Annotated in this window: 18 protein-coding genes and 1 tRNA gene; 13 read left to right on the top strand and 6 right to left on the bottom strand. The window is 33.2% G+C overall.

Annotated elements, in window-relative coordinates:
• Positions 1-11 precede the first annotated feature (11 nt).
• From AAEO58_RS01905 to AAEO58_RS01890, 4 genes are read right to left on the bottom strand one after another with little or no spacing between them, the layout of a single operon-like run.
• Positions 12-3,188: an efflux RND transporter permease subunit gene (locus AAEO58_RS01905; protein WP_341681457.1), complete on the bottom strand. Its 3,177-nt coding sequence runs from the start codon at positions 3,186-3,188 to the stop codon at positions 12-14.
• 8 nt (positions 3,189-3,196) lie between these two features.
• Positions 3,197-4,264, bottom strand: coding sequence for an efflux RND transporter periplasmic adaptor subunit (locus AAEO58_RS01900; protein WP_341681455.1), 1,068 nt, complete (start codon positions 4,262-4,264; stop codon positions 3,197-3,199).
• A gap of 5 nt (positions 4,265-4,269) precedes the next feature.
• Positions 4,270-5,610 (bottom strand): TolC family protein, encoded by a 1,341-nt coding sequence (locus AAEO58_RS01895; protein ID WP_341681453.1) that lies wholly within the window; start codon positions 5,608-5,610, stop codon positions 4,270-4,272.
• Between the two features lie 3 nt (positions 5,611-5,613).
• Positions 5,614-6,210 (bottom strand): TetR/AcrR family transcriptional regulator, encoded by a 597-nt coding sequence (locus tag AAEO58_RS01890; protein ID WP_341682351.1) that lies wholly within the window; start codon positions 6,208-6,210, stop codon positions 5,614-5,616.
• 161 nt (positions 6,211-6,371) lie between these two features.
• Here AAEO58_RS01890 and AAEO58_RS01885 point away from each other — a divergent pair, with 161 nt between their 5' ends.
• Together AAEO58_RS01885 and AAEO58_RS01880 are read left to right on the top strand one after the other, a co-directional pair.
• The gene (locus tag AAEO58_RS01885) at positions 6,372-7,346 is read left to right on the top strand and encodes a polyprenyl synthetase family protein (RefSeq protein WP_341681451.1); all 975 of its coding nucleotides are present in this window, start codon (positions 6,372-6,374) and stop codon (positions 7,344-7,346) included.
• Between the two features lie 133 nt (positions 7,347-7,479).
• Positions 7,480-7,830, top strand: a complete 351-nt coding sequence (locus AAEO58_RS01880) for a hypothetical protein (protein ID WP_026724495.1) — start codon at positions 7,480-7,482, stop codon at positions 7,828-7,830.
• On the opposite strand, the gene AAEO58_RS01875 is transcribed toward AAEO58_RS01880, so the two are convergent.
• On the bottom strand, positions 7,827-8,372 hold the full coding sequence (locus AAEO58_RS01875) for a hypothetical protein (protein WP_341681450.1): 546 nt from the start codon (positions 8,370-8,372) through the stop codon (positions 7,827-7,829). The two genes, AAEO58_RS01880 and AAEO58_RS01875, sit on opposite strands and share 4 nt — an antisense overlap.
• Before the next feature lie 116 nt (positions 8,373-8,488).
• Here AAEO58_RS01875 and AAEO58_RS01870 point away from each other — a divergent pair, with 116 nt between their 5' ends.
• The 3 genes from AAEO58_RS01870 to AAEO58_RS01860 all read left to right on the top strand — a co-directional run bounded on the left by AAEO58_RS01870 (position 8,489) and on the right by AAEO58_RS01860 (position 13,838).
• On the top strand, positions 8,489-11,260 hold the full coding sequence (locus AAEO58_RS01870) for a 2-oxoglutarate dehydrogenase E1 component (protein WP_341681448.1): 2,772 nt from the start codon (positions 8,489-8,491) through the stop codon (positions 11,258-11,260).
• Between the two features lie 59 nt (positions 11,261-11,319).
• Entirely contained in the window at positions 11,320-12,537 is a 1,218-nt protein-coding gene (odhB, locus tag AAEO58_RS01865; RefSeq protein ID WP_133608685.1) for a 2-oxoglutarate dehydrogenase complex dihydrolipoyllysine-residue succinyltransferase, read from the top strand.
• 80 nt (positions 12,538-12,617) lie between these two features.
• Positions 12,618-13,838 (top strand): TCR/Tet family MFS transporter, encoded by a 1,221-nt coding sequence (locus AAEO58_RS01860; protein ID WP_341681445.1) that lies wholly within the window; start codon positions 12,618-12,620, stop codon positions 13,836-13,838.
• Here AAEO58_RS01860 and AAEO58_RS01855 read toward each other — a convergent pair whose 3' ends face one another.
• Positions 13,839-14,276 (bottom strand): retropepsin-like aspartic protease, encoded by a 438-nt coding sequence (locus AAEO58_RS01855; protein WP_341681443.1) that lies wholly within the window; start codon positions 14,274-14,276, stop codon positions 13,839-13,841.
• Positions 14,277-14,343: 67 nt separating this feature from the next.
• On the opposite strand from AAEO58_RS01855, the gene AAEO58_RS01850 reads away from it, so the two are divergent.
• The 8 genes from AAEO58_RS01850 (at position 14,344) to AAEO58_RS01815 (ending at position 19,961) form a co-directional block, all read left to right on the top strand.
• Positions 14,344-15,111 (top strand): TatD family hydrolase, encoded by a 768-nt coding sequence (locus AAEO58_RS01850; protein ID WP_341681441.1) that lies wholly within the window; start codon positions 14,344-14,346, stop codon positions 15,109-15,111.
• Between the two features lie 62 nt (positions 15,112-15,173).
• Positions 15,174-16,313: a 1-acyl-sn-glycerol-3-phosphate acyltransferase gene (locus AAEO58_RS01845; RefSeq protein WP_341681439.1), complete on the top strand. Its 1,140-nt coding sequence runs from the start codon at positions 15,174-15,176 to the stop codon at positions 16,311-16,313.
• Positions 16,300-17,331 (top strand): asparaginase, encoded by a 1,032-nt coding sequence (locus tag AAEO58_RS01840; protein WP_341681438.1) that lies wholly within the window; start codon positions 16,300-16,302, stop codon positions 17,329-17,331. Before AAEO58_RS01845 ends, AAEO58_RS01840 begins: the two co-directional genes overlap by 14 nt.
• A gap of 75 nt (positions 17,332-17,406) precedes the next feature.
• Positions 17,407-17,494 (top strand) — tRNA-Ser (locus tag AAEO58_RS01835).
• Between the two features lie 84 nt (positions 17,495-17,578).
• Positions 17,579-18,400, top strand: a complete 822-nt coding sequence (locus AAEO58_RS01830; RefSeq protein WP_341681437.1) for a MotA/TolQ/ExbB proton channel family protein — start codon at positions 17,579-17,581, stop codon at positions 18,398-18,400.
• Between the two features lie 20 nt (positions 18,401-18,420).
• Positions 18,421-18,849 (top strand): hypothetical protein, encoded by a 429-nt coding sequence (locus AAEO58_RS01825; RefSeq protein WP_341681436.1) that lies wholly within the window; start codon positions 18,421-18,423, stop codon positions 18,847-18,849.
• 6 nt (positions 18,850-18,855) lie between these two features.
• Positions 18,856-19,467 carry an ExbD/TolR family protein gene (locus AAEO58_RS01820; protein WP_341681434.1) on the top strand — a complete coding sequence of 204 codons (612 nt, stop codon included), beginning with the start codon at positions 18,856-18,858 and terminating at the stop codon, positions 19,465-19,467.
• 20 nt (positions 19,468-19,487) lie between these two features.
• Positions 19,488-19,961, top strand: coding sequence for an ExbD/TolR family protein (locus AAEO58_RS01815; RefSeq protein WP_133608667.1), 474 nt, complete (start codon positions 19,488-19,490; stop codon positions 19,959-19,961).
• The last annotated feature ends 30 nt before the right edge of the window (positions 19,962-19,991 follow it).

The raw sequence follows: 19,991 nt of genomic DNA, 5'->3' as shown, positions 1-19,991 counted from the left end.
CTTTTTTGTTTTTATAAAGTATGTTTTGGGTTAAAACCGTCTTCACTTAATTCTTTGTGTTCATAATCGGCAACCATTTCGGCTTCATAATCTGTTTTTTCTCCTTTAGAGAACTTAGCGATTATTTTTTCCATAATTTCATAGATTACTGGAACTACAATTAAGGTTAAGAATAATGATGAAATTAATCCACCAATAATTACCCAAGCCAAACCGTTTTTCCATTCTGCCCCAGCACCAGAAGCTAATGCAATTGGGAACATACCAAATACCATCGCAATCGTGGTCATTAAAATTGGACGTAACCTTGCATGATTCGCTTGAATTAATGCTGTTCTGATACTTTCTCCAGCTTTACGTCTTTGGTTCGTATAATCCACCAACATAATAGCATTTTTACACACCAGACCAATTAGCATGATGATTCCCAAAATGGTGAAAATATTCAATGTATTATTTGTTAAAGCTAAAGCTAACATGGCGCCAATAAACGAAAGCGGAATCGCAAACAATACTACAAATGGATGCACAAAACTGTCGTATAATGAAACCATTACAAGGTAAACCAAGATAATAGCCGCTAATAAAGCAATTCCAAGTGTTCCAAAACCTTCAGATTGATTTTCCATATCACCACCCCAAATGTAATTTACACCGGTTGGTTTTTCTAATTTATCAATTTTTTCTTGCCATTGCGAAACAATAGTTCCCGAAGCCACACCCACATTTTGACCTTTTACAGTTACCGATGCTGATTTGTCTCTTCTTTCTAATTCACTTGGACCAGAACTTTCAGAAACGGTTGCAAATTGAATTAATTTAATTTGTTCGCCTCTATCGTTAATGAAAATTAAGTTACTTACATCAGCAATACTTTTTCTGTCGAACGCATTATATTTAATGTTGATGTCGTATTCATATTCACCAGCTCTAAATTTTCCGTCGGTATTCCCACTAAATGCGGTTTGCATGGTCATACCTACCGTTTGTAAACTTAAACCTAAAGCTGCCATTTTATCTCTGTCCACTTGAACGTTTACTTCTGGATTTCCGTCTTCTACAGATAATTCAATTTCTGTTGCTCCCGGAATCGTGCGTAATTCTTTTTCAGCAGCTTTTGCAAATGCCATAGCTGTTTCAACATTCGGACCCGTAACAATTAAACCTAAAGTAGCATCTTCAGCAGTTCCTAAAATACCTACTGGAACCGTTTTAACTTTTGCTCCAACTAAGATTTTTTCTAATTTACGTTTTGTTTTGGCAGCATAAACGTTTGCTGGTTCATCACGTTTGTCTAAACCAACCATTTTTACGTTAATCTCCGATTTATAAGCGGTTGCTTGAGATGCTCCTAAACCTTCACTGGTTTGGCCAATAGTCGTAATTTGACTGTGAACATATTCTTCTTTTTTTAAGAAAGCTTCTGCTTTTTGCGTCATGAAATTGGTTTGTTCTAATGAAGCGTCTTTTGGCATTTCAATTTGAACTAAAAACTCACCACTGTCAGATGCTGCGAAGAATTCACCTCCAATAAATCCACCACCCATTAATCCTACTGTTGAAGCAATAAATAAAGTAAAAACAACAATAAATGTTTTAATATAATGGTCTAAACACCATGTTAATAATACTGAAACCCAGTCCGTAAAACGAGTTAAATAACTTTCAAATCCAAGGATAATTCTTCCGAAAAAGGTTTTACCAGTAATGTGTTCTAATTTTCCATATCTAGAAGATAACCAAGGAATAATAGTAAACGAAGCCACTAACGACAATAAAGTAGAGATAATAACAGTTACACAGAATTGCGTAATAATGTTAGAAACTAATCCTGTACTCATTGCAATTGGTAAAAATACTACCACGATTACTAATGTAATCGATACAACCGTTCCTCCAATTTCGGCAGTTCCGTCATAAGCAGCACGAACTTTGTTTTTACCCATTTCCATGTGGCGGTAAATGTTTTCCAATACTACAATCGCATCATCCACCAAGATACCAACTACTAATGATAATCCTAATAAACTCATTAAGTTTAAGGTATATCCCATTAAGTAAATCCCAATGAAAGTTGCAATTAACGAAGCAGGAATCGAAACCATTACAATTAACGAGTTTCTAACACTGTGTAAGAAAAACAACATTACTAATGCCACTAATATAACGGCAATAAGTAAATCGTGAACCACCGCATCTGCTGCTTCTAGTGTGAAAATTGTACTGTCTTTTGCGATTTCTAATTGTAATCCTTTTGATTTATAATCGTTTTCTAATTTGTTGATGGTTTTTACCAATTCTTCACTTACCGCTACAGCATTTGCATCGGATTGTTTTACAATTTGTAAAAGAATAGCACTTTTTTGATCTACACGAGCAACTTTTTCAGCAATTTTTTGTGTGTCTTGAACATCAGCAATATCACCTAAACGAACTTGAATTCCGTTTCTTGATGAAACAATTAAGTTTCTTAGTTCTTCAACATTTTTATATTTTCCAGCTAAACGAATTAATATTTTTTGCTCACGCGTTTGGATGTTTCCTGTAGGGAAATCCAAATTTGATGATAAAATATTTTGTTGTACTTGCGGAATTGAAAGTCCGTAACCTTGCATTTTTACCGCATCAAGATTTACTTGAATTTCTCTCTCTTGTCCACCAATAATGTTTACTTGCGCAACACCTTGAACACGAGATAAAATCGGAGCTAATTTTTTATCAATTAAGTCGTAAAAAGCAACTTCGTCCATTTTTCCGTTGGCACCAATAGTCATAATTGGTAAATCACTCAATGAAAATTTGGTTAACGAAGGTGTTTCAGCATCATCTGGTAAATCACTAATGATGGCGTTAATTTTACGTTGTGCATCGTTCATCGAAATATTAACATCAGCATTTGAAGTTAATGTGATGGATACGGTTGATAAACTTTCGTACGATTTGGCATCAATCTTTTTGATGTTTTCTAAAGAAGCAACAGCATCTTCAATTTTTTTAGTTACCGTGTTTTCAATTTCACTTGGTGATGCACCTGGATAAATTGTAGCAATTGTAATTACGTTAGTTTCGAATTTAGGAATCAATTCGTAGCCTAAATTGCTATAACTGAAAAGTCCACCAAGTGTTAGAATTGTAAACAAAACAATTACTAACGACGGACGTTTTATCGATATTTCTGCTAATTTCATATGTTTTATTATTTAATAACTTCAACAGCGTTTCCGTCTTGTAAGTTGATTTGTCCTGTTACAATAACAATTTCTCCGTTAGATAATCCGTCTAAGATTTCTACTTTATCTCCTAAAATTCTACCTGCTGTTACTTTTTTAAGTTTTGCAGTTCCGTTTTCAATTACAAAAATTTCGTTACTGCTAACACTTCCAACAAATGCATTTCTTGGTACAATTTTCAACGTTTGATTTTGTTGGTTCGAAGCAAATTTTGCTGTTCCATACATACCTGCTTTTAAGTCGTTTGAAGTATTGTTTGTGATTTCAATTTCAACAGGAAAGTTTAAACTTGCATCTGCTTTTGGAGCGATGAAAGTAATTTTTCCAGTAAATTCTTTGTCAGGATACACGTTTGAACCTACTTTAATTACGCTTCCTACTTTTAAGCTCGCCACTTGACTTTCGTTAACCGTAACTTTTAATTTTAATTTAGATACGTTTACAATTTCGAATAATTCTGTTGGTGGCATTCCAGATAAAATAGATCCTGGTTCAATGAATTTTTTATTGATAAAACCATTAATTGGCGCTTTAATTCTGGTATCACCTACGTTGATGTTAGCTTGGGTTAAGTTTGCTTTTGCATTTACCATTGCTAATCTTGCTTGGTCTAATTGTTGTTTCGTTACACCACCTGTTTTAAAAGCATTTTCAAATCTTGTGTAATCTGCAACAGCGTTTTGATATACCGCATTAGCGTTTTGTGCATTTACGTTAATAACATCGCTTCTTACAATAGCAAGTGTTTGTCCTGCTTTTACATAATCACCTTCTTTTACTAAAACTTGAGTTACTTTTCCAGATTTTTCTGCAGAAAATTTTAATTCTTGAATTGGTTCAAAGTTTCCGTTTGATACGAAATCTAATGAAACTTCTTCAGTTTTTACAGTATCCACTTTTACGGAAACTGATGCGTTTTTTTCGGCTACGATTGCTGTTTTAGCTTCGTTTTCTGCTTTGTTTTTAGTTAATATAAATCCGATTACACCTAATGAGGCTAAAATGATTACTATGGTTATAATTGTCTTTTTCATTTTAATTATTTATTGGTTAGTGTTTTAAGTTCGCCTTTTGATTTTATAAATTGAATTTCAGCTAATTTGTATTCTAAAATAGCATTAGTATAATTGTTTTGCGCTTCAACCATTGCGTTTTCAGCATCTAATAAATCGGTTAATGCAGCTAAGCCTTGCGTGTAATTGTTATTGGTATTATTAAAAACTTCTTGAGCAAGTTGTGCGTTTTCTTTTTGATTTTTGATGGTTATCAAACTGTTTTCGAGTTGTTTTTTTGCATTATCAAATGCTAAATCCAAAGCTAATTTTGTGTCGTCAAGATCCACTTTTAAAGAACTTAATGCGTTGTTTGCTTGTCTTACTTTTGCTCTTGTTCCAAATCCTGTAAATAATGGAACTCTCAAACTTAATCCTATAGAAGCAAAGTCTGACCAATAAACACCATCGGCAGGTTTTGCAAATAATGGCATTTCCGGACCTTGACCGATATAGTTATAACTTCCGCTTAATGAAAGTGTTGGGTAATAGGCTGCTTGAGCTGCCTTCTTTTGGTACGTTAATAATTGTTCTTGCTTTTTTAGTAACAAATATTCAGTTCTTCCAGTAACGTCAGCTGTTGCGGATAAATCTTGTGGTGTAACTTCAAAAGCAGTATTAGGAATGATGATTTTGTTTTCCATTGGCATTCCCATATAAAATTTTAAGGCATTTTCTTGTAGTGAAATCGCATTTAAAATTTGTTGGCGTAATGAATTGATATTGTTCACACGAACGGTAATTCTGTCGTAATCAATTTTTTTAGCTAAACCATTATCAAATTGTCCTTTGATGATGTCTTTTACTTTGTTTGTGTTTTTCAAGTTATTATCAACCACAATTAGTTTTTGTTGCTGAACATATACTTGATAATACGCATTTGCAACACGTTCGATTACTTGTTCTTCGGTTAATTGCGCGTTTATTTGGTAAAATTCTCTTGTAGATTTAGCTGCTTTTAAACCTGTAAAAACCGATTGGTCAAACAAAGCTTGATTTAAAGAAACGCCAGCAATTGAGTTCCATTCTTGTCCAAGTGGAGCTAAAATTGTAGTTCCTGGTGCTCCAAAAAAATCGCCAGGTAAAGCATTTAATTGAAGAATAGGATTGTATGTCATGCTTCCATTGGCAGAAATTTGCGGTAAAGCTCTCGAACGAACTTCTTGAATTTTATATTCGCTATTTTCTACGTCTAATTTTGCTTTCTTAGCTTCTGCTTTGTTTTCAAGCGCAAAAGTTATAGCATCTTTTAATGTTAGTGGTGCTACTTCTTGCGCACTTACTGACAGTGTAAAAGTTAATAAGGTTATGAGGATCGATTTCTTCATTTTTTATATAATTGGATTTTTAAGGTGTTTTTCTAATTCAATAATTCCAGCTAATGTTGCCATGGCTCTAATGTGATATTCCAAAGCTTTTACTTCTAATTCATGAGCATCTTTTTCTAACATCGTATTTTCGTTTATGTTAAAAATTAATGTGTAATAGAATTTTACATAATTATCAACGTCTAAATTTTCTCGGTATAAACCTTCATTAATTCCTTTTATGATGTTTTGTCTAAAACAATCTTCACAAATGCTTACTTGTTGGGTTAATACTTTGTCATAAATTTCTGGGTAGTGTTTTTTTAATTGATAAATTGGAGAAGATTCTGCCGCTTTAAACATTTCTCTAAACATTCTTTTGATTTCAAAATTTTCTTCAATTGCATTAAAGTTTTTAGATACAATTTTCTCAATCGTTTCATGAACTTCTTTGTGAACCAATTCAACGCTTTCTTCAATCAGCGCATCTTTATTGCTAAAATATTTGTAAATCGTTTTTTTTGAAATACACATTTCGCAAGCAATATCATCCATAGTAATACTTTTGAAACCCAGTCTCAAAAACATTTCTTTAGCCTTATTTATAATTTTATCTTTCATCATTTCTCTAAAATCGCTTTTTTGGATTTTATTTTCGGGTACAAATGTATAACGGAAACTTTTAACACCAAAATAGTTTCCATTGTTTTTACATAAATTTAACATTTGATATATTCGTGTCGTTTCAGAATATTGGAGTATTTTAGCAAAAAATTCAAATAATGCATTCTATATCGTACTATCAAGAAAAAATGACCCATCATTTTTCGCAAATTGTTGCCAACAAAGAGCCTAAAAACTTATACGAACCTATCGAGTATATTTTATCGCTTGGCGGAAAAAGAATGCGTCCCGTTTTGACTTTAATGGCAAGCGAAGTTTTTAATGTGGATTGTGAAAAAGCGATTCCGGCAGCTACTGCGGTTGAGGTGTTTCATAACTTTTCATTAATTCACGATGATATTATGGATGATGCGCCATTAAGAAGAGGCAATCAAACAGTTCATGAAAAATGGGATTTGAATACAGGAATTTTATCGGGTGATGCGATGTTGATTTTAGCGTATCAATTTTTTGAAAATTATGAGCCAACAACTTTCCAAAAATTAGCCAAATTATTTAGTAAAACTGCTTTAGAAGTTTGCGAAGGACAACAATATGATGTAGATTTCGAAACTCGTGATAATGTTACAATTCCCGAATATCTAAAAATGATTGAATATAAAACCGCTGTTTTAGTTGGTGCTGCCATGAAAATGGGAGCAATTGTAGCCGAAACTTCTGATGAAAACGCCGATTTGATTTATGATTTCGGACTGAATTTAGGTATCGCATTTCAATTACAAGATGATTATTTAGATGCTTTTGGAAATCCAGAAACTTTTGGAAAACAAGTTGGTGGAGACATTATTGAAAATAAAAAAACCTATTTATACCTAAAAGCTATTGAGTTTTCAAAAGCAGAAGAAAAACAACAATTATTGCATTTGTTTTCCATTCAACCTTCAGAAAACACAGATAAAATAGAATCAGTAAAAGCTATTTTTAATGCTTCAGGAGCAAGCGAAGCTACTAAAAAAGCGATTCAAGACTATACTTTCAAAGCATTTGAAACCCTAGAAAAAATGGATATCGAAGCTGAAAAGAAAGCCGTTTTAAAAGCTTTTGGTGAGAATTTAATGGGAAGAAACGTGTAATCAAGAGCAATGACAATATCAAGTTCAAAATTCAATTTTAAAACTTGTAATTGATATTGATTTTTGTAATTGAACTTGACTTTTGAACTTGACTTTTGAACTTGACTTTTGAACTTGACTTTTGAACTTGAATATGTATAATCCACCAGCAAATATTGATGCCTTAATTTCGCAAGCCGAAGAAGAACATTTGTACTTTAAATTGATTGAGCAAGTAAACAAAGATTTTGCCTTAGCTAATGAATCTTTAGATGTACCATCAAGTATTTTTCCGTTTGAGTTTAAGAATTTGGTTCAAGAAAAAATTTACAAACTCATTCAATACAAATTTGCTGAATATCTGAATTTACTCTACATAATTGATGTTCCAGAAGAGCAAATCAAAAAATTAGATGGTTCTGATTTAGTAGAATTATCTGAACAAGTTGCTTTTTTAGTGTTAAAGCGTGAATGGCAAAAGGTTTGGTTTCGTAATAAGTATTAAAAAAATATCCTTACAAAAGGCATAAACGCTTCTGCATAAATATTGTCTCTGTCTTTATGCAAAACATTGTATCGAATTCCAATAGTAATATTATCATTTCGATATCCTGCTCCAACAAACAAAGCGGTATTCCAAAAATCTTGAGAATCGCTTCCAAAAGAATCATTAAAAGTTCTGTTTACTCTCAGTTGTTCTAATTCGGTTGAAATTTGTAATTCTTCGATTGGATTAAATAAAGCAACTACGCTTCCTCCATACATATTCGCTTTGTATAAATCGCGTTGTTTTACATAGTTGTATTGCACGCCTAAACCCGCTGAAACGTATTGATTAAAGTTGTAAATGGCACTTGGTGCTACCATAATATCAGCATAACCATTACCAACTCCTAAGCCTAATCCTCCACCAAATTGTACATGGTTCCAAAAATCACTTTTTGTTTTCATTTCGGTGTTTTCTTGTGCAGAAATTTCAGAATTAAATCCAAATAAAAACACAATACTTAGTAAAAGTGTTAATTTCATTACGGAATTCTTTTTCATAAATCAATTTTGAAAAAATTAATGTTATAAAAGTATAAAAATCCTTGAAAGATTATCATAAAATGTTTTACTTTTGCGTAAAATTTTTAATTAATAGGTCTTACCGACAACACACTATGGATAGGTTTTCCTTTTTAAACGCTGCACATACTGCATTTTTTGCAGATTTATACGAACAATATTTACAAAATCCAGATAGCGTAGAGCCAAGCTGGAGAAGTTTTTTTCAAGGATTTGACTTTGCGCAAGCAGGTTATGGTTCTGAAGAATTTGCCGCACAAGTAGTTCAAGTAGCTTCTGGTGATTCAGGTGAAATTTCTGAAAAAATGCAAAAAGAGTTCAATGTTCTGAAATTAATTGAAGGATATAGAACACGTGGACACTTATTCACAAAAACAAATCCTGTAAGAGATAGAAGACTTCACGGACCTTCATTGGCACTTGAAAATTTTGGTTTATCTCAAGCCGATTTGAATACGGTTTTTGATGCTGCTAAAATGGTTAACATGAAGCCTTGTACTTTGGCGGATATCGTTAAACATTTAGAAAATGTGTATTGCCAATCTATCGGAGTGGAGTACATGTACATTCGTGAACCACACAAATTAGAATGGATAAAAAATCGTTTAGACATCAACGATAATTTACCAAACTTTTCTGCTGACAAGAAAAAACACATTCTTAAAAAATTAAACGAAGCAGTTTCTTTCGAAAACTTCTTACATACCAAATATGTAGGTCAAAAGCGTTTCTCATTAGAAGGTTGTGAAGCGGTTATTCCTGCTTTAGACGCTTTAGTGGAAGCTGCTGCTGATAAAGGCGTAGAGCAATTCGTAATGGGAATGGCACATAGAGGTCGTTTGAATGTGTTGGCAAACATTTTTGGAAAAAACACTCAAAATATCTTCTCTGAATTCGACGGAAAAGACTACGATGAAGACGCTAACTTTGATGGTGACGTTAAATATCACTTAGGTTTAACTTCTGATAGAGTAACTGATTCAGGTAAAAAAATTAACTTAAATTTAGCTCCAAATCCTTCGCACTTAGAAACTGTAGGTGCCGTTATTGAAGGAATTACAAGAGCAAAACAAGATAGAAATTATCCAAATGATTTTTCAAAAGTATTACCTATTGCAGTTCACGGTGATGCCGCGGTTGCAGGTCAAGGTATTGTTTATGAAATCATTCAAATGGCTAAATTAGATGGTTATAAAACTGGTGGAACGATTCACTTAGTAATCAATAACCAAGTTGGATTTACAACGAATTATTTAGATGCACGTTCGTCAACGTATTGTACGGATATTGCTAAAGTAACATTATCGCCAGTTTTACACGTAAATGCAGATGATGCAGAAGCGGTTGTTCATGCGATGTTATTTGCTTTAGATTACCGTATGGAATTTGGAACTGACGTTTTCATCGATTTATTAGGATACAGAAAATATGGTCATAACGAAGGTGATGAACCTCGTTTTACACAACCAATTTTATATAAAGCCATTTCAAAGCATAAAAATCCTAGAGATCTTTATGCCGAAAAATTAATGCAAGAAAGTGTTATTTCGGCTGGTTTTGTAAAAGAATTAGAAGAAGCGTACAAAGCAAAATTAGATGAGAATTTAGAAGCCTCTCGTAAAAAAGACTTAACTGTAATTACACCGTTCATGGAAAATGAGTGGGAAGGTTACAAACAAGTATCTGATGATGTAATGCTTCAAAAATTTGACACTAAGTTTGATAAAAAACAATTAGCTGAAATTGCTAAAACCATTACCGAACTTCCTGCTGATAAAAAATTCATCAGTAAGATTACGAAGTTAATTGGCGATAGAAAGAATATGGTGGAGACCAATAAATTAGATTGGGCAATGGGTGAATTATTAGCTTATGGTTCTCTAATGTCAGAAGGTTTTGACGTGCGTATTTCTGGGCAAGACGTTGAAAGAGGAACATTCTCACACCGTCATGCTGTAGTTAAAGTAGAAGATTCAGAAGAAGAAGTAATTCTTTTAGACAAAATAAAAGATAAAAAAGGAAACTTTTATATCTACAATTCGCACCTTTCTGAATATGGTGTTTTAGGTTTTGAATATGGATATGCGTTAGCATCGCCAAAATCTTTAGTAATTTGGGAAGCACAGTTTGGAGATTTCTCTAACGGAGCTCAAATTATGATTGACCAATACATTTCTGCAGGTGAAGATAAATGGAACAATCAAAACGGATTGGTAATGTTATTGCCTCACGGTTATGAAAACCAAGGAGCAGAACATTCATCAGCACGTATGGAACGTTATTTACAAATGTGTGCAAAACACAACATGTATATTGCCGATGTAACTTCGCCAGCTAACTTCTTCCATTTAATGAGAAGACAGTTAAAAACAGAATTCCGTAAGCCATTAGTAGTGTTTTCTCCAAAAAGTTTATTACGTCACCCAGATGTAGTATCTTCAATGGATGAATTAGCAAACGGACAATTCCAAGAAGTATTAGATGATCCAAATGTTGCTGATAAGAAAGCGATTAAAACATTGGTTTTCTGTACAGGAAAAGTATATTTTGACATCATTGCACAAAGAGAAGAATTAGGTAGAAACGATGTGGCGGTTGTTCGTTTAGAACAATTGTTCCCATTAGCAGTTGACCAAATCAAAGCGATTATCGACAGTTATCCAAATGTTGACGATTATGTTTGGGCACAAGAAGAACCTAAAAACATGGGAGCTTATTCGTATATGTTAATGAATTTCGATTTAGTAAAATTAAGATTAGCTTCGCCAAAAGCATATAGTGCACCAGCAGCAGGTAGTTATGAACGTTCTAAAAAACGTCAGAAAAATGCTATCGCAATGGTATTTGATAAAACATTATTTCAATAAAAAACAACTCAATTATCACCCTGAGCTTGTCGAAGGGTAAACTTTTTAAATAAAAAGATATGATTTTAGAAATGAAAGTCCCTTCTCCAGGGGAATCAATTAAAGAAGTAGAAATTGCTACATGGTTAGTAAAAGATGGTGATTATGTAGAAAAAGACCAAGCGATTGCTGAGGTTGATTCAGACAAAGCAACATTAGAATTGCCAGCTGAAGCAAGTGGAATCATTACATTAAAAGCAGAAGAAGGTGATGCAGTAGCAGTTGGTGCTGTAGTTTGTTTAATCGATACAGGTGCAGCAAAACCAGAAGGTGGTGCGGCTCCAGCTAAAGAAGAAGCAAAAACGGTTGAAGCTCCAAAAGCTGAGGCTCCAAAAGCGGCTCCAGTAGCAGAAAAAACATATGCAACTCAAGCGCCATCTCCAGCAGCTAGAAAAATATTAGACGAGAAAAACATCGAGCCTTCTGACATCGTTGGAACAGGTAAAGGTGGAAGAATTACTAAAGATGATGCTGTAAATGCAGTACCATCAATGGGAACACCAACAGGTGGAAACCGTGGTTCAGAAAGAACAAAACTTTCTATGTTACGTAGAAAAGTAGCTGAACGTTTAGTATCAGCTAAAAACGAAACAGCAATGTTAACTACTTTTAATGAAGTAGATATGACGGCTATTTACGCTTTACGTGATCAATATAAAGAAGAGTTCAAAGCTAAGCATGGTTTAGGATTAGGCTTCATGTCATTCTTTACAAAAGCAGTAACTCGTGCTTTACAATTGTATCCAGATGTAAATTCAATGATTGATGGTCAAGAGAAAATTTCTTATGACTTCTGTGATATTTCTGTAGCGGTTTCTGGTCCAAAAGGATTAATGGTTCCAGTTATGAGAAATGCAGAAACATTATCGTTCAGAGGTGTTGAAGCTGAAATCAAAAGATTAGCTATCAGAGCTCGTGACGGACAAATCACAGTTGATGAAATGACAGGTGGAACATTTACAATTTCTAATGGTGGTGTTTTTGGAAGTATGTTATCTACGCCAATCATCAATCCTCCACAATCAGGTATTTTAGGAATGCACAATGTGGTAGAAAGAGCTATCGTTAAAAACGGTCAAATCGTAATTGCTCCAGTTATGTACGTTGCTTTATCATACGACCACAGAATCATCGACGGACGTGAGTCGGTTGGATTCTTAGTAGCTGTTAAAGAAGCATTAGAAAACCCAGCAGAATTATTAATGGGTGGAAATGTGAAAAAAGCATTAGAATTATAGAAATATAAATCCCAATAATAAAATCCCAAATTCAAATAGAGTTTGGGATTTTTCTTTTCTTTGTAATTCAAAATTTAGCTATGAAAAAATCCAAGAAGCAAGCAGCAGTTGGTTTTATCTTTATTACCGTTTTATTAGATGTTATTGGTTGGGGAATTATTATTCCTGTAATTCCAAATCTAATTAAAGAGCTTATCAATGGAGATATTAGTGAAGCAGCAAAATATGGAGGTTGGCTAACTTTTGCATATGCTATTACTCAGTTTATTTTTGCTCCAGTCATTGGAAATTTAAGTGATAAATATGGCAGAAGACCAGTTTTGTTAATTTCTTTATTCGGTTTTTCGTTAGATTTTTTATTATTGGCTTATGCACCAACTATTATTTGGTTGTTCATTGGTAGAATTCTATCTGGGATTACAGGAGCAAGTTTTACCACCGCATCTGCTTATATAGCCGATGTTAGTACAAATGAAAATCGAGCTAAAAACTTTGGTTTAATGGGTGCAGCTTTTGGATTAGGATTTATTATTGGTCCGGTTATAGGTGGATTGTTAGGGCAATTTGGAACAAGAGTTCCTTTTATTGCCGCAGCTATTTTGTGCATGCTTAATTTTTTATACGGTTATTTTATTTTGCCAGAATCTTTAGATAAAGATAAAAGAAGACCATTTGAATTGAAAAGAGCTAACCCAATTGGAGCTCTTTTACATTTGAAAAAATACCCTAATTTAATTGGATTAGTATTAGCGATTTTCATTCTCTATGTAGGTTCGCATGCCGTGCAAAGCAACTGGAATTATTTTACCATGTACCAATTTAATTGGGATGAAAAAATGGTTGGTATTTCTCTTGGAATCATCGGATTGTTAGTTGGAATCGTTCAAGGAGGCTTAATTCGTTGGATAAACCCAAAAATCGGAAATGTAAAAAGTATTTATTTCGGTTTAGCGTTATATACTATCGGGATGTTTTTGTTTGCATTTGCAACAGAAAGTTGGATGATGTTTGTTTTCTTAATTCCTTATTGTTTAGGAGGAATTGCCGGTCCAGCATTGCAAGCAGTGGTTTCTGAACAAGTACCTCCATCAGAACAAGGTGAAATTCAAGGAACGTTAACAAGTTTAATGAGTGCTTCTTCAATCGTAGGTCCACCTATGATGGCATCTGTTTTTTATTATTTTACTCACAATGAAGCGCCTTTTTTATTCCCAGGAGCACCCTTTGTTTTAGGAGGAATTTTAATGTTGATTAGTACGATTTTAGCTTACCGAACACTGAAAAAAAACCATTCGAGCTAGTTATTTCAAATACAAACAATGATTGCTATAATCAATAATTGCTTTTCCTTTTAGTAAAATATCGGCACCAATAATACCATCAACTGGTTTGGTTTTGTAATGACGAAGTGCATCATTCACATGACTCATATCAAAAACAATTAGGTGAAATTTATTATTTTTCCATCTTCCCAATTGAATTTCATTATTCCTTGCTAATTGCGTTTCAATTCCTGTGGCACCAGCACCCGCAGCTTTGGTTTCTGAAAATTGGGCATCTAATTTGAACTGTTCAATACTTTCAAATCCTACACAACTATTACTCGCTCCAGTGTCTAAAATAAAGTTGCCTTTAATGCCATTTATTTTTCCTTTGATTAATAAATGTTGGGTTTTTAGCACCGTAAACTTTATCTTTTTATATTTTTTTCCTTTTAAAAAGTCTTGTAAATCTTCCATACTTCAAAAGTAAATCAAATTTCTGAATCAAACTTTGTAACTTTGCACTTTGTAACCCAATCAACAAATGATACTTACCGATACCCATTCGCATTTATATTCAGAAGAATTCGATCAAGACCGCAACGAAATGATGCAAAGAGCCATCAATGCAGGCGTTTCTCGTTTTTTTGTTCCTTCAATCGATTCTAATAATACAGCTAAAATGTACGAATTAGAAAAGCAATATCCTGAAAACGTGTTTTTAATGATGGGTTTGCATCCAACATATGTGAAGGATGATTACCTAGAAGAATTGGCGCATGTTGAAAGAGAGTTGGCTTCTAGAAAATTTTATGCAATAGGTGAAATCGGAATTGATTTATTTTGGGACAAAACTTTTTTGAAAGAACAACAACATGCTTTCAAACACCAAATTCAATTGGCAAAAAAGTACAAATTGGGAATCAATATTCATTGTCGTGATGCATTTGATGAAGTTTTTGAGGTTTTGGAAAGCGAAAAATCGGATGATTTATTTGGAATTTTTCATTGTTTTACGGGTGATTTGGGTCAAGCCCAAAGAGCGATTTCGTTAGGAATGAAATTAGGAATTGGAGGAGTAGCCACTTTCAAAAACGGAAAAATAGACCAATTTTTGAATGAAATCGATTTGAAACACATTGTTTTAGAAACCGATTCGCCTTATTTAGCGCCAGTTCCATATCGTGGAAAACGAAACGAAAGCAGTTATACTTTATTGGTTGCACAAAAGTTAGCTGAAATTTATCAGCTATCAGTGGAAGAAATTGCAAAAATTACTACTGAAAATTCAAAACAAATTTTCGGAATTTAACCTAAAATCAAACCTCAATTCATAAAATTTTTGTTCTTTTGTGAATTGATTTCAAAAAAATTATGTCAAAATTCGATTCTATTCGCCCGTATTATGATTCAGAAGTTAACGAAGCTTTAAAATCTTTGTTACATCATCCTATGATGAAGGCTATGATGGATTTTACTTTTCCAGAAATGGAGGACGAGGAATGGAAATCACAATTGAGTAGAACACATTCTATTCGCGATTTCCAGGTTAATTTTGTGTACCAATCAATTCAAAGAGTTTTGGAGAGAAGTTCGGAAGGACTTACCACTTCGGGTTTTGAGAAATTAGAACCTAATACTTCGTATTTATTTATTTCCAACCATCGCGATATTATTTTAGACACTTCATTGTTGAATGTTTCTTTAATAGATCATGGATTGGTGATGACGGCTTCGGCTATAGGAGATAATTTGGTACAGAAAGATTTCCTTTTAAAATTATCAAAACTTAATAGAAACTTCTTAGTTCAAAGAGGTTTGTCGCCAAGAGAATTATTACAAAGTTCTAAGTTGATGGCGGAATATATGTATCATTTATTGTCTAAAGAAAATCGTTCTGTTTGGATTGCTCAACGAGAAGGAAGAACCAAAGACGGTAATGATGCAACTCATCAAGGGGTTTTGAAAATGGTGGCTACGGCAAATGATGAAGTAAGAGTAATGGACTATTTTAAGAAGTTAAAAATTGTTCCTGTTTCTATTTCGTATGAATACGACCCAACAGACGCTTTGAAAATGCCGCAATTAATAGCGCTTTCAAAAGACGAAGTATATATTAAAGAGAAAAACGAAGATTTTATCACGCTTTTAAGTGGAATTATTGGTCAAAAGAAACGCATTCATATTCATGTGGCTGATGTTTTAGAAAATGAGTACGAAAAAATTATTGCTGAAAACGATAATAATAACAAACAAATTCAAGCCTTGGCTCAAGTGATAGATGATTCTATTCTTCAATCATATAAATTATGGCCAACAAATTTTATCGCTTACGATATTTTATATAAAACAACTCGATTTGAGCATTTGTACAACGAAAAAGAACGTCAATTGTTTGAACGAAGATTGGAAATGCGAATTGATGCCGATAATGAAACCATGAGAGAAGGTTTCTTGGCGATGTATGCAAATCCGGTTGTGAATAAACTGAAATATACTGATGACATCTCATAAACCGAAAATACTTTTAATTTACACCGGTGGTACCATCGGAATGGTAAAAGATTTTGAAACAGGAGCTTTGAAGGCTTTTGATTTTAATGAGTTGTTAAGCCGAATTCCCGAATTACATTTGTTAGATTGTCAAATTGAAACCATTTCGTTTGATGTGCCTATCGATTCATCGAATATGAATATTTCCAATTGGCAAAAAATGGCCAAAATTATTGAGGAAAATTATTCAAAATTTGATGGGTTTGTAGTCTTACATGGTTCGGATACAATGTCGTATAGTGCTTCAGCATTGAGTTTTATGTTGGAGGATTTATCCAAGCCAGTAATTTTTACAGGTTCGCAATTGCCAATAGGTGATTTAAGAACCGATGCTAAAGAGAATTTAATCACAGCAATTCAAGTAGCTTCGCTTCAAGAAAATAAAAAGCCAGCTATTCAAGAAGTGTGTTTGTATTTTGAATATAAATTATACCGGGGAAATCGTACCACTAAAATCAGTGCCGAACATTTTAATGCTTTTACTTCGCCAAATTTTCCTGAATTAGCAGAATCTGGTGTGCATTTAAAAGTAAATAAGGATATCATTCTAAAACAAAAAGCAACTAAAAAGCTAAAAGTACATACTGATTTTGATGATAATGTGGCAATTTTAAAGATTTTTCCAGGCATCAATCAAAATGTCTTAAATGCTTTTTTTGCCATTCCTAATTTAAAAGGTATAGTTTTAGAAACGTATGGTTCAGGAAATGCGCCAACAGAAGAATGGTTTGTGCAAACATTAGCGCGCGCTATTCATAATAATATACATGTAATTAACGTTACACAATGTAGTGGAGGTAGTGTTTCTATGGGGAATTACGAAACCAGTACACAATTAAAAAATATAGGAGTAATTTCAGGCAAAGACATTACTACTGAGGCTGCAATCACTAAATTGATGTACCTCTTAGGTCAAAAAGTGTCAAATAATGTTTTCAAGACTATATTTGAAACAGGAATACGAGGAGAAATGTTATAAAAATAACGTTTAAAATTTTTATACATGAGATTTTTTGCGTTATTTAGCACCCTTAAAATTTGGTGTCGTTTCAATAGAGAGGTGGCCGAGTGGTCGAAGGCGCACGCCTGGAAAGTGTGTATACTCCACAAGGGTATCGAGGGTTCGAATCCCTTCCTCTCTGCAGAATGATATTAATTTTTAAAATTTTATAAATATTTTTATATCTTTAAACCCAATTAACTAATTAAATTTAAGAACAAAAGCGATGAAAAGATTATTTTCTATTTTAGCAATCACGGGGCTTATGACTTTTGGAAATGTTCAAGCTCAAGATTCAACTCAAGCAGCAGCTCCTGCTACAGAACAAGTAGCTGACACAACTGCAGCAGCAGCAACAACTGATGAAGCAGCAGCAACAACTGAAGAGGCTGTAGCTGAAGAAGCTACTTTTACTCAATCAATGAAAAAGCGTTTCATTGAAGGAGATCCAATTTGGATGTCTCCAGTATTATTGTGTTTAATTTTAGGTTTAGCAATTGCTATTGAAAGAATTATTTACTTAAATCTTTCTACTATTAACACTAAAAAATTCGTTTCTGACGTAGAATCTGCATTAAATTCAGGTGGTATCGAAGCAGCTAAAGAAGTAGCTAAAAACACAGCTGGTCCAGTTGCATCTATTTTCTATCAAGGTTTAGAGCGTTCATCTCACGGATTAGAGTCTGCTGAAAAATCTATCGTTGCTTACGGTGGTGTTCAAATGGGACAATTAGAGAAAAACGTTTCTTGGGTTTCTTTATTTATTGCTCTTGCACCGATGTTAGGGTTCTTAGGAACGGTAATTGGTATGATTGTTGCGTTTGACCAAATTGAGTCTGCAGGATCTATGGAGCCATCATTAGTAGCTGGAGGTATTAAAGTAGCGTTATTAACAACGGTATTTGGACTTATCGTTGCGATGATTCTTCAAGTTTTCTACAACTATATTACAGCTAAAATTGACTCTATCGTTAATGATATGGAAGATGCTTCTATCAGCTTAGTTGATATGTTGTCAGATTACTTCAAAGAGAAATTAAACAAATAATACATTAACAAATTATTGTTATGAACGTATACAAAATTTCAAAAATTGTAGTAATTATAATTGGTATTATTGCCTCTATTTTATTCGTATCTACTTTAGGTATGGAGATTTCAATGGATAATAATTCTTACATTGTAGATTACTTTATATATGTATCCTATTTAGCAATGGCGATTGCTTTCTTTTCTGTTATTTACTTCGTATTTAAAAATTTAATTACGCATAAAGATCAGTTAAAAAGAGCGCTTATTTCTCTAGGATTGTTTGCTGCTATTGTTTTAGTAGCCTTTATTCTTGCAGATAGCACTGAAGTTAAATTGAAAGATGGTGGAGTTATTTCTTCATTTTCTTCTAAGTTAATCAGTACTAGTTTGAACACTTTTTACATTCTTGCTATTATTTCAGTAGGTGTATTAGGTTGGACTGGATTTTCAAAAATTAAAAGATAATAGATCATGGGTAAAAAAAGAGGTGCACCGCCAGAAGTGAATGCTGGTTCTATGGCAGATATTGCATTCTTACTTTTAATTTTCTTCTTAGTTACTACAACAATTGGAGTAGATCAGGGAATTAATAGACTCTTACCTCGTTATGAAGAGAACCCACCTGTTCCGCCTATTAATGAAAGAAATATTTTAACAGTTTTAGTTAATAAAGACAATCAGTTACTTGTTGAAGAGAAACTAGTTGATCTTAAAGATTTAAGACAAACTGCTATTGATTTTCTTGAAAATAATGGAAAAGGTACTTGTACATATTGTAATGGAAAAAAAGATCCAAATTCATCAGACGGTCCTGATGATGCGGTAATTTCATTAAATAATGATGGGCAAACTACTTATGAAACTTATATTGCGGTTCAAAATGAACTAGTAGCAGCATATAACTTTTTAAGAGATAGAGAATGTAAGAAGCGTTACGGTATGACTTTTACAGAAATGGAATACATTTATAATGATCCAGCTTCTAAAGCAACCGAAGGTTTAGTAGAGGATTTAGAGCCGAAAGTAAAAAAGATTCAGGAATTATTTCCGATGAGACTTTCTGAAGCAGAGCCAAAAAAATAATTATATAATATTAAGAAAGTATGTCTAAATTTAAAAAGAAAAATACGGAGGGTACTCCTGCAATTTCAACAGCATCTTTACCAGATATTGTATTTATGCTTTTGTTCTTCTTCATGACTGCTACTACCATGAAAGACACTGATTTAAAAATTGAAAATACATTACCTAAAGCAAATCAAACTGCTAAATTGCATAAGAAAGAATATGTAATGTATATTTACGCTGGTAAACCAAGTGAAAGATATCGCACTACTCTTGGAGGTTCAGATCGTATTCAATTAGCTGATAAAATGGCTTCGCCATCAGAAATCAGAAATTTCATTATTACGGAAAGAGCACAACGTAACTCTGAAGACGAAAAATACCTTACTGCCTCATTGAAAATTGACAAAAATGTCAAAATGGGATTAGTAGGTGCTATTAAACTAGAATTACGTAAAATAGAACAATTAAAAGTAAATTATACAACAGCACAAGGAAATCCTGTTGAATAGTATTTTTATGTTATAAATTAAAAGGTACGC

The sequence above is a fragment of the Flavobacterium helocola genome (genome assembly GCF_038289885.1).
Taxonomy (GTDB): domain Bacteria; phylum Bacteroidota; class Bacteroidia; order Flavobacteriales; family Flavobacteriaceae; genus Flavobacterium; species Flavobacterium cheniae.
The sequence above is the reverse complement of the archived record's forward strand: the minus strand, read 5'-3'. Positions and strand labels throughout refer to the sequence as shown.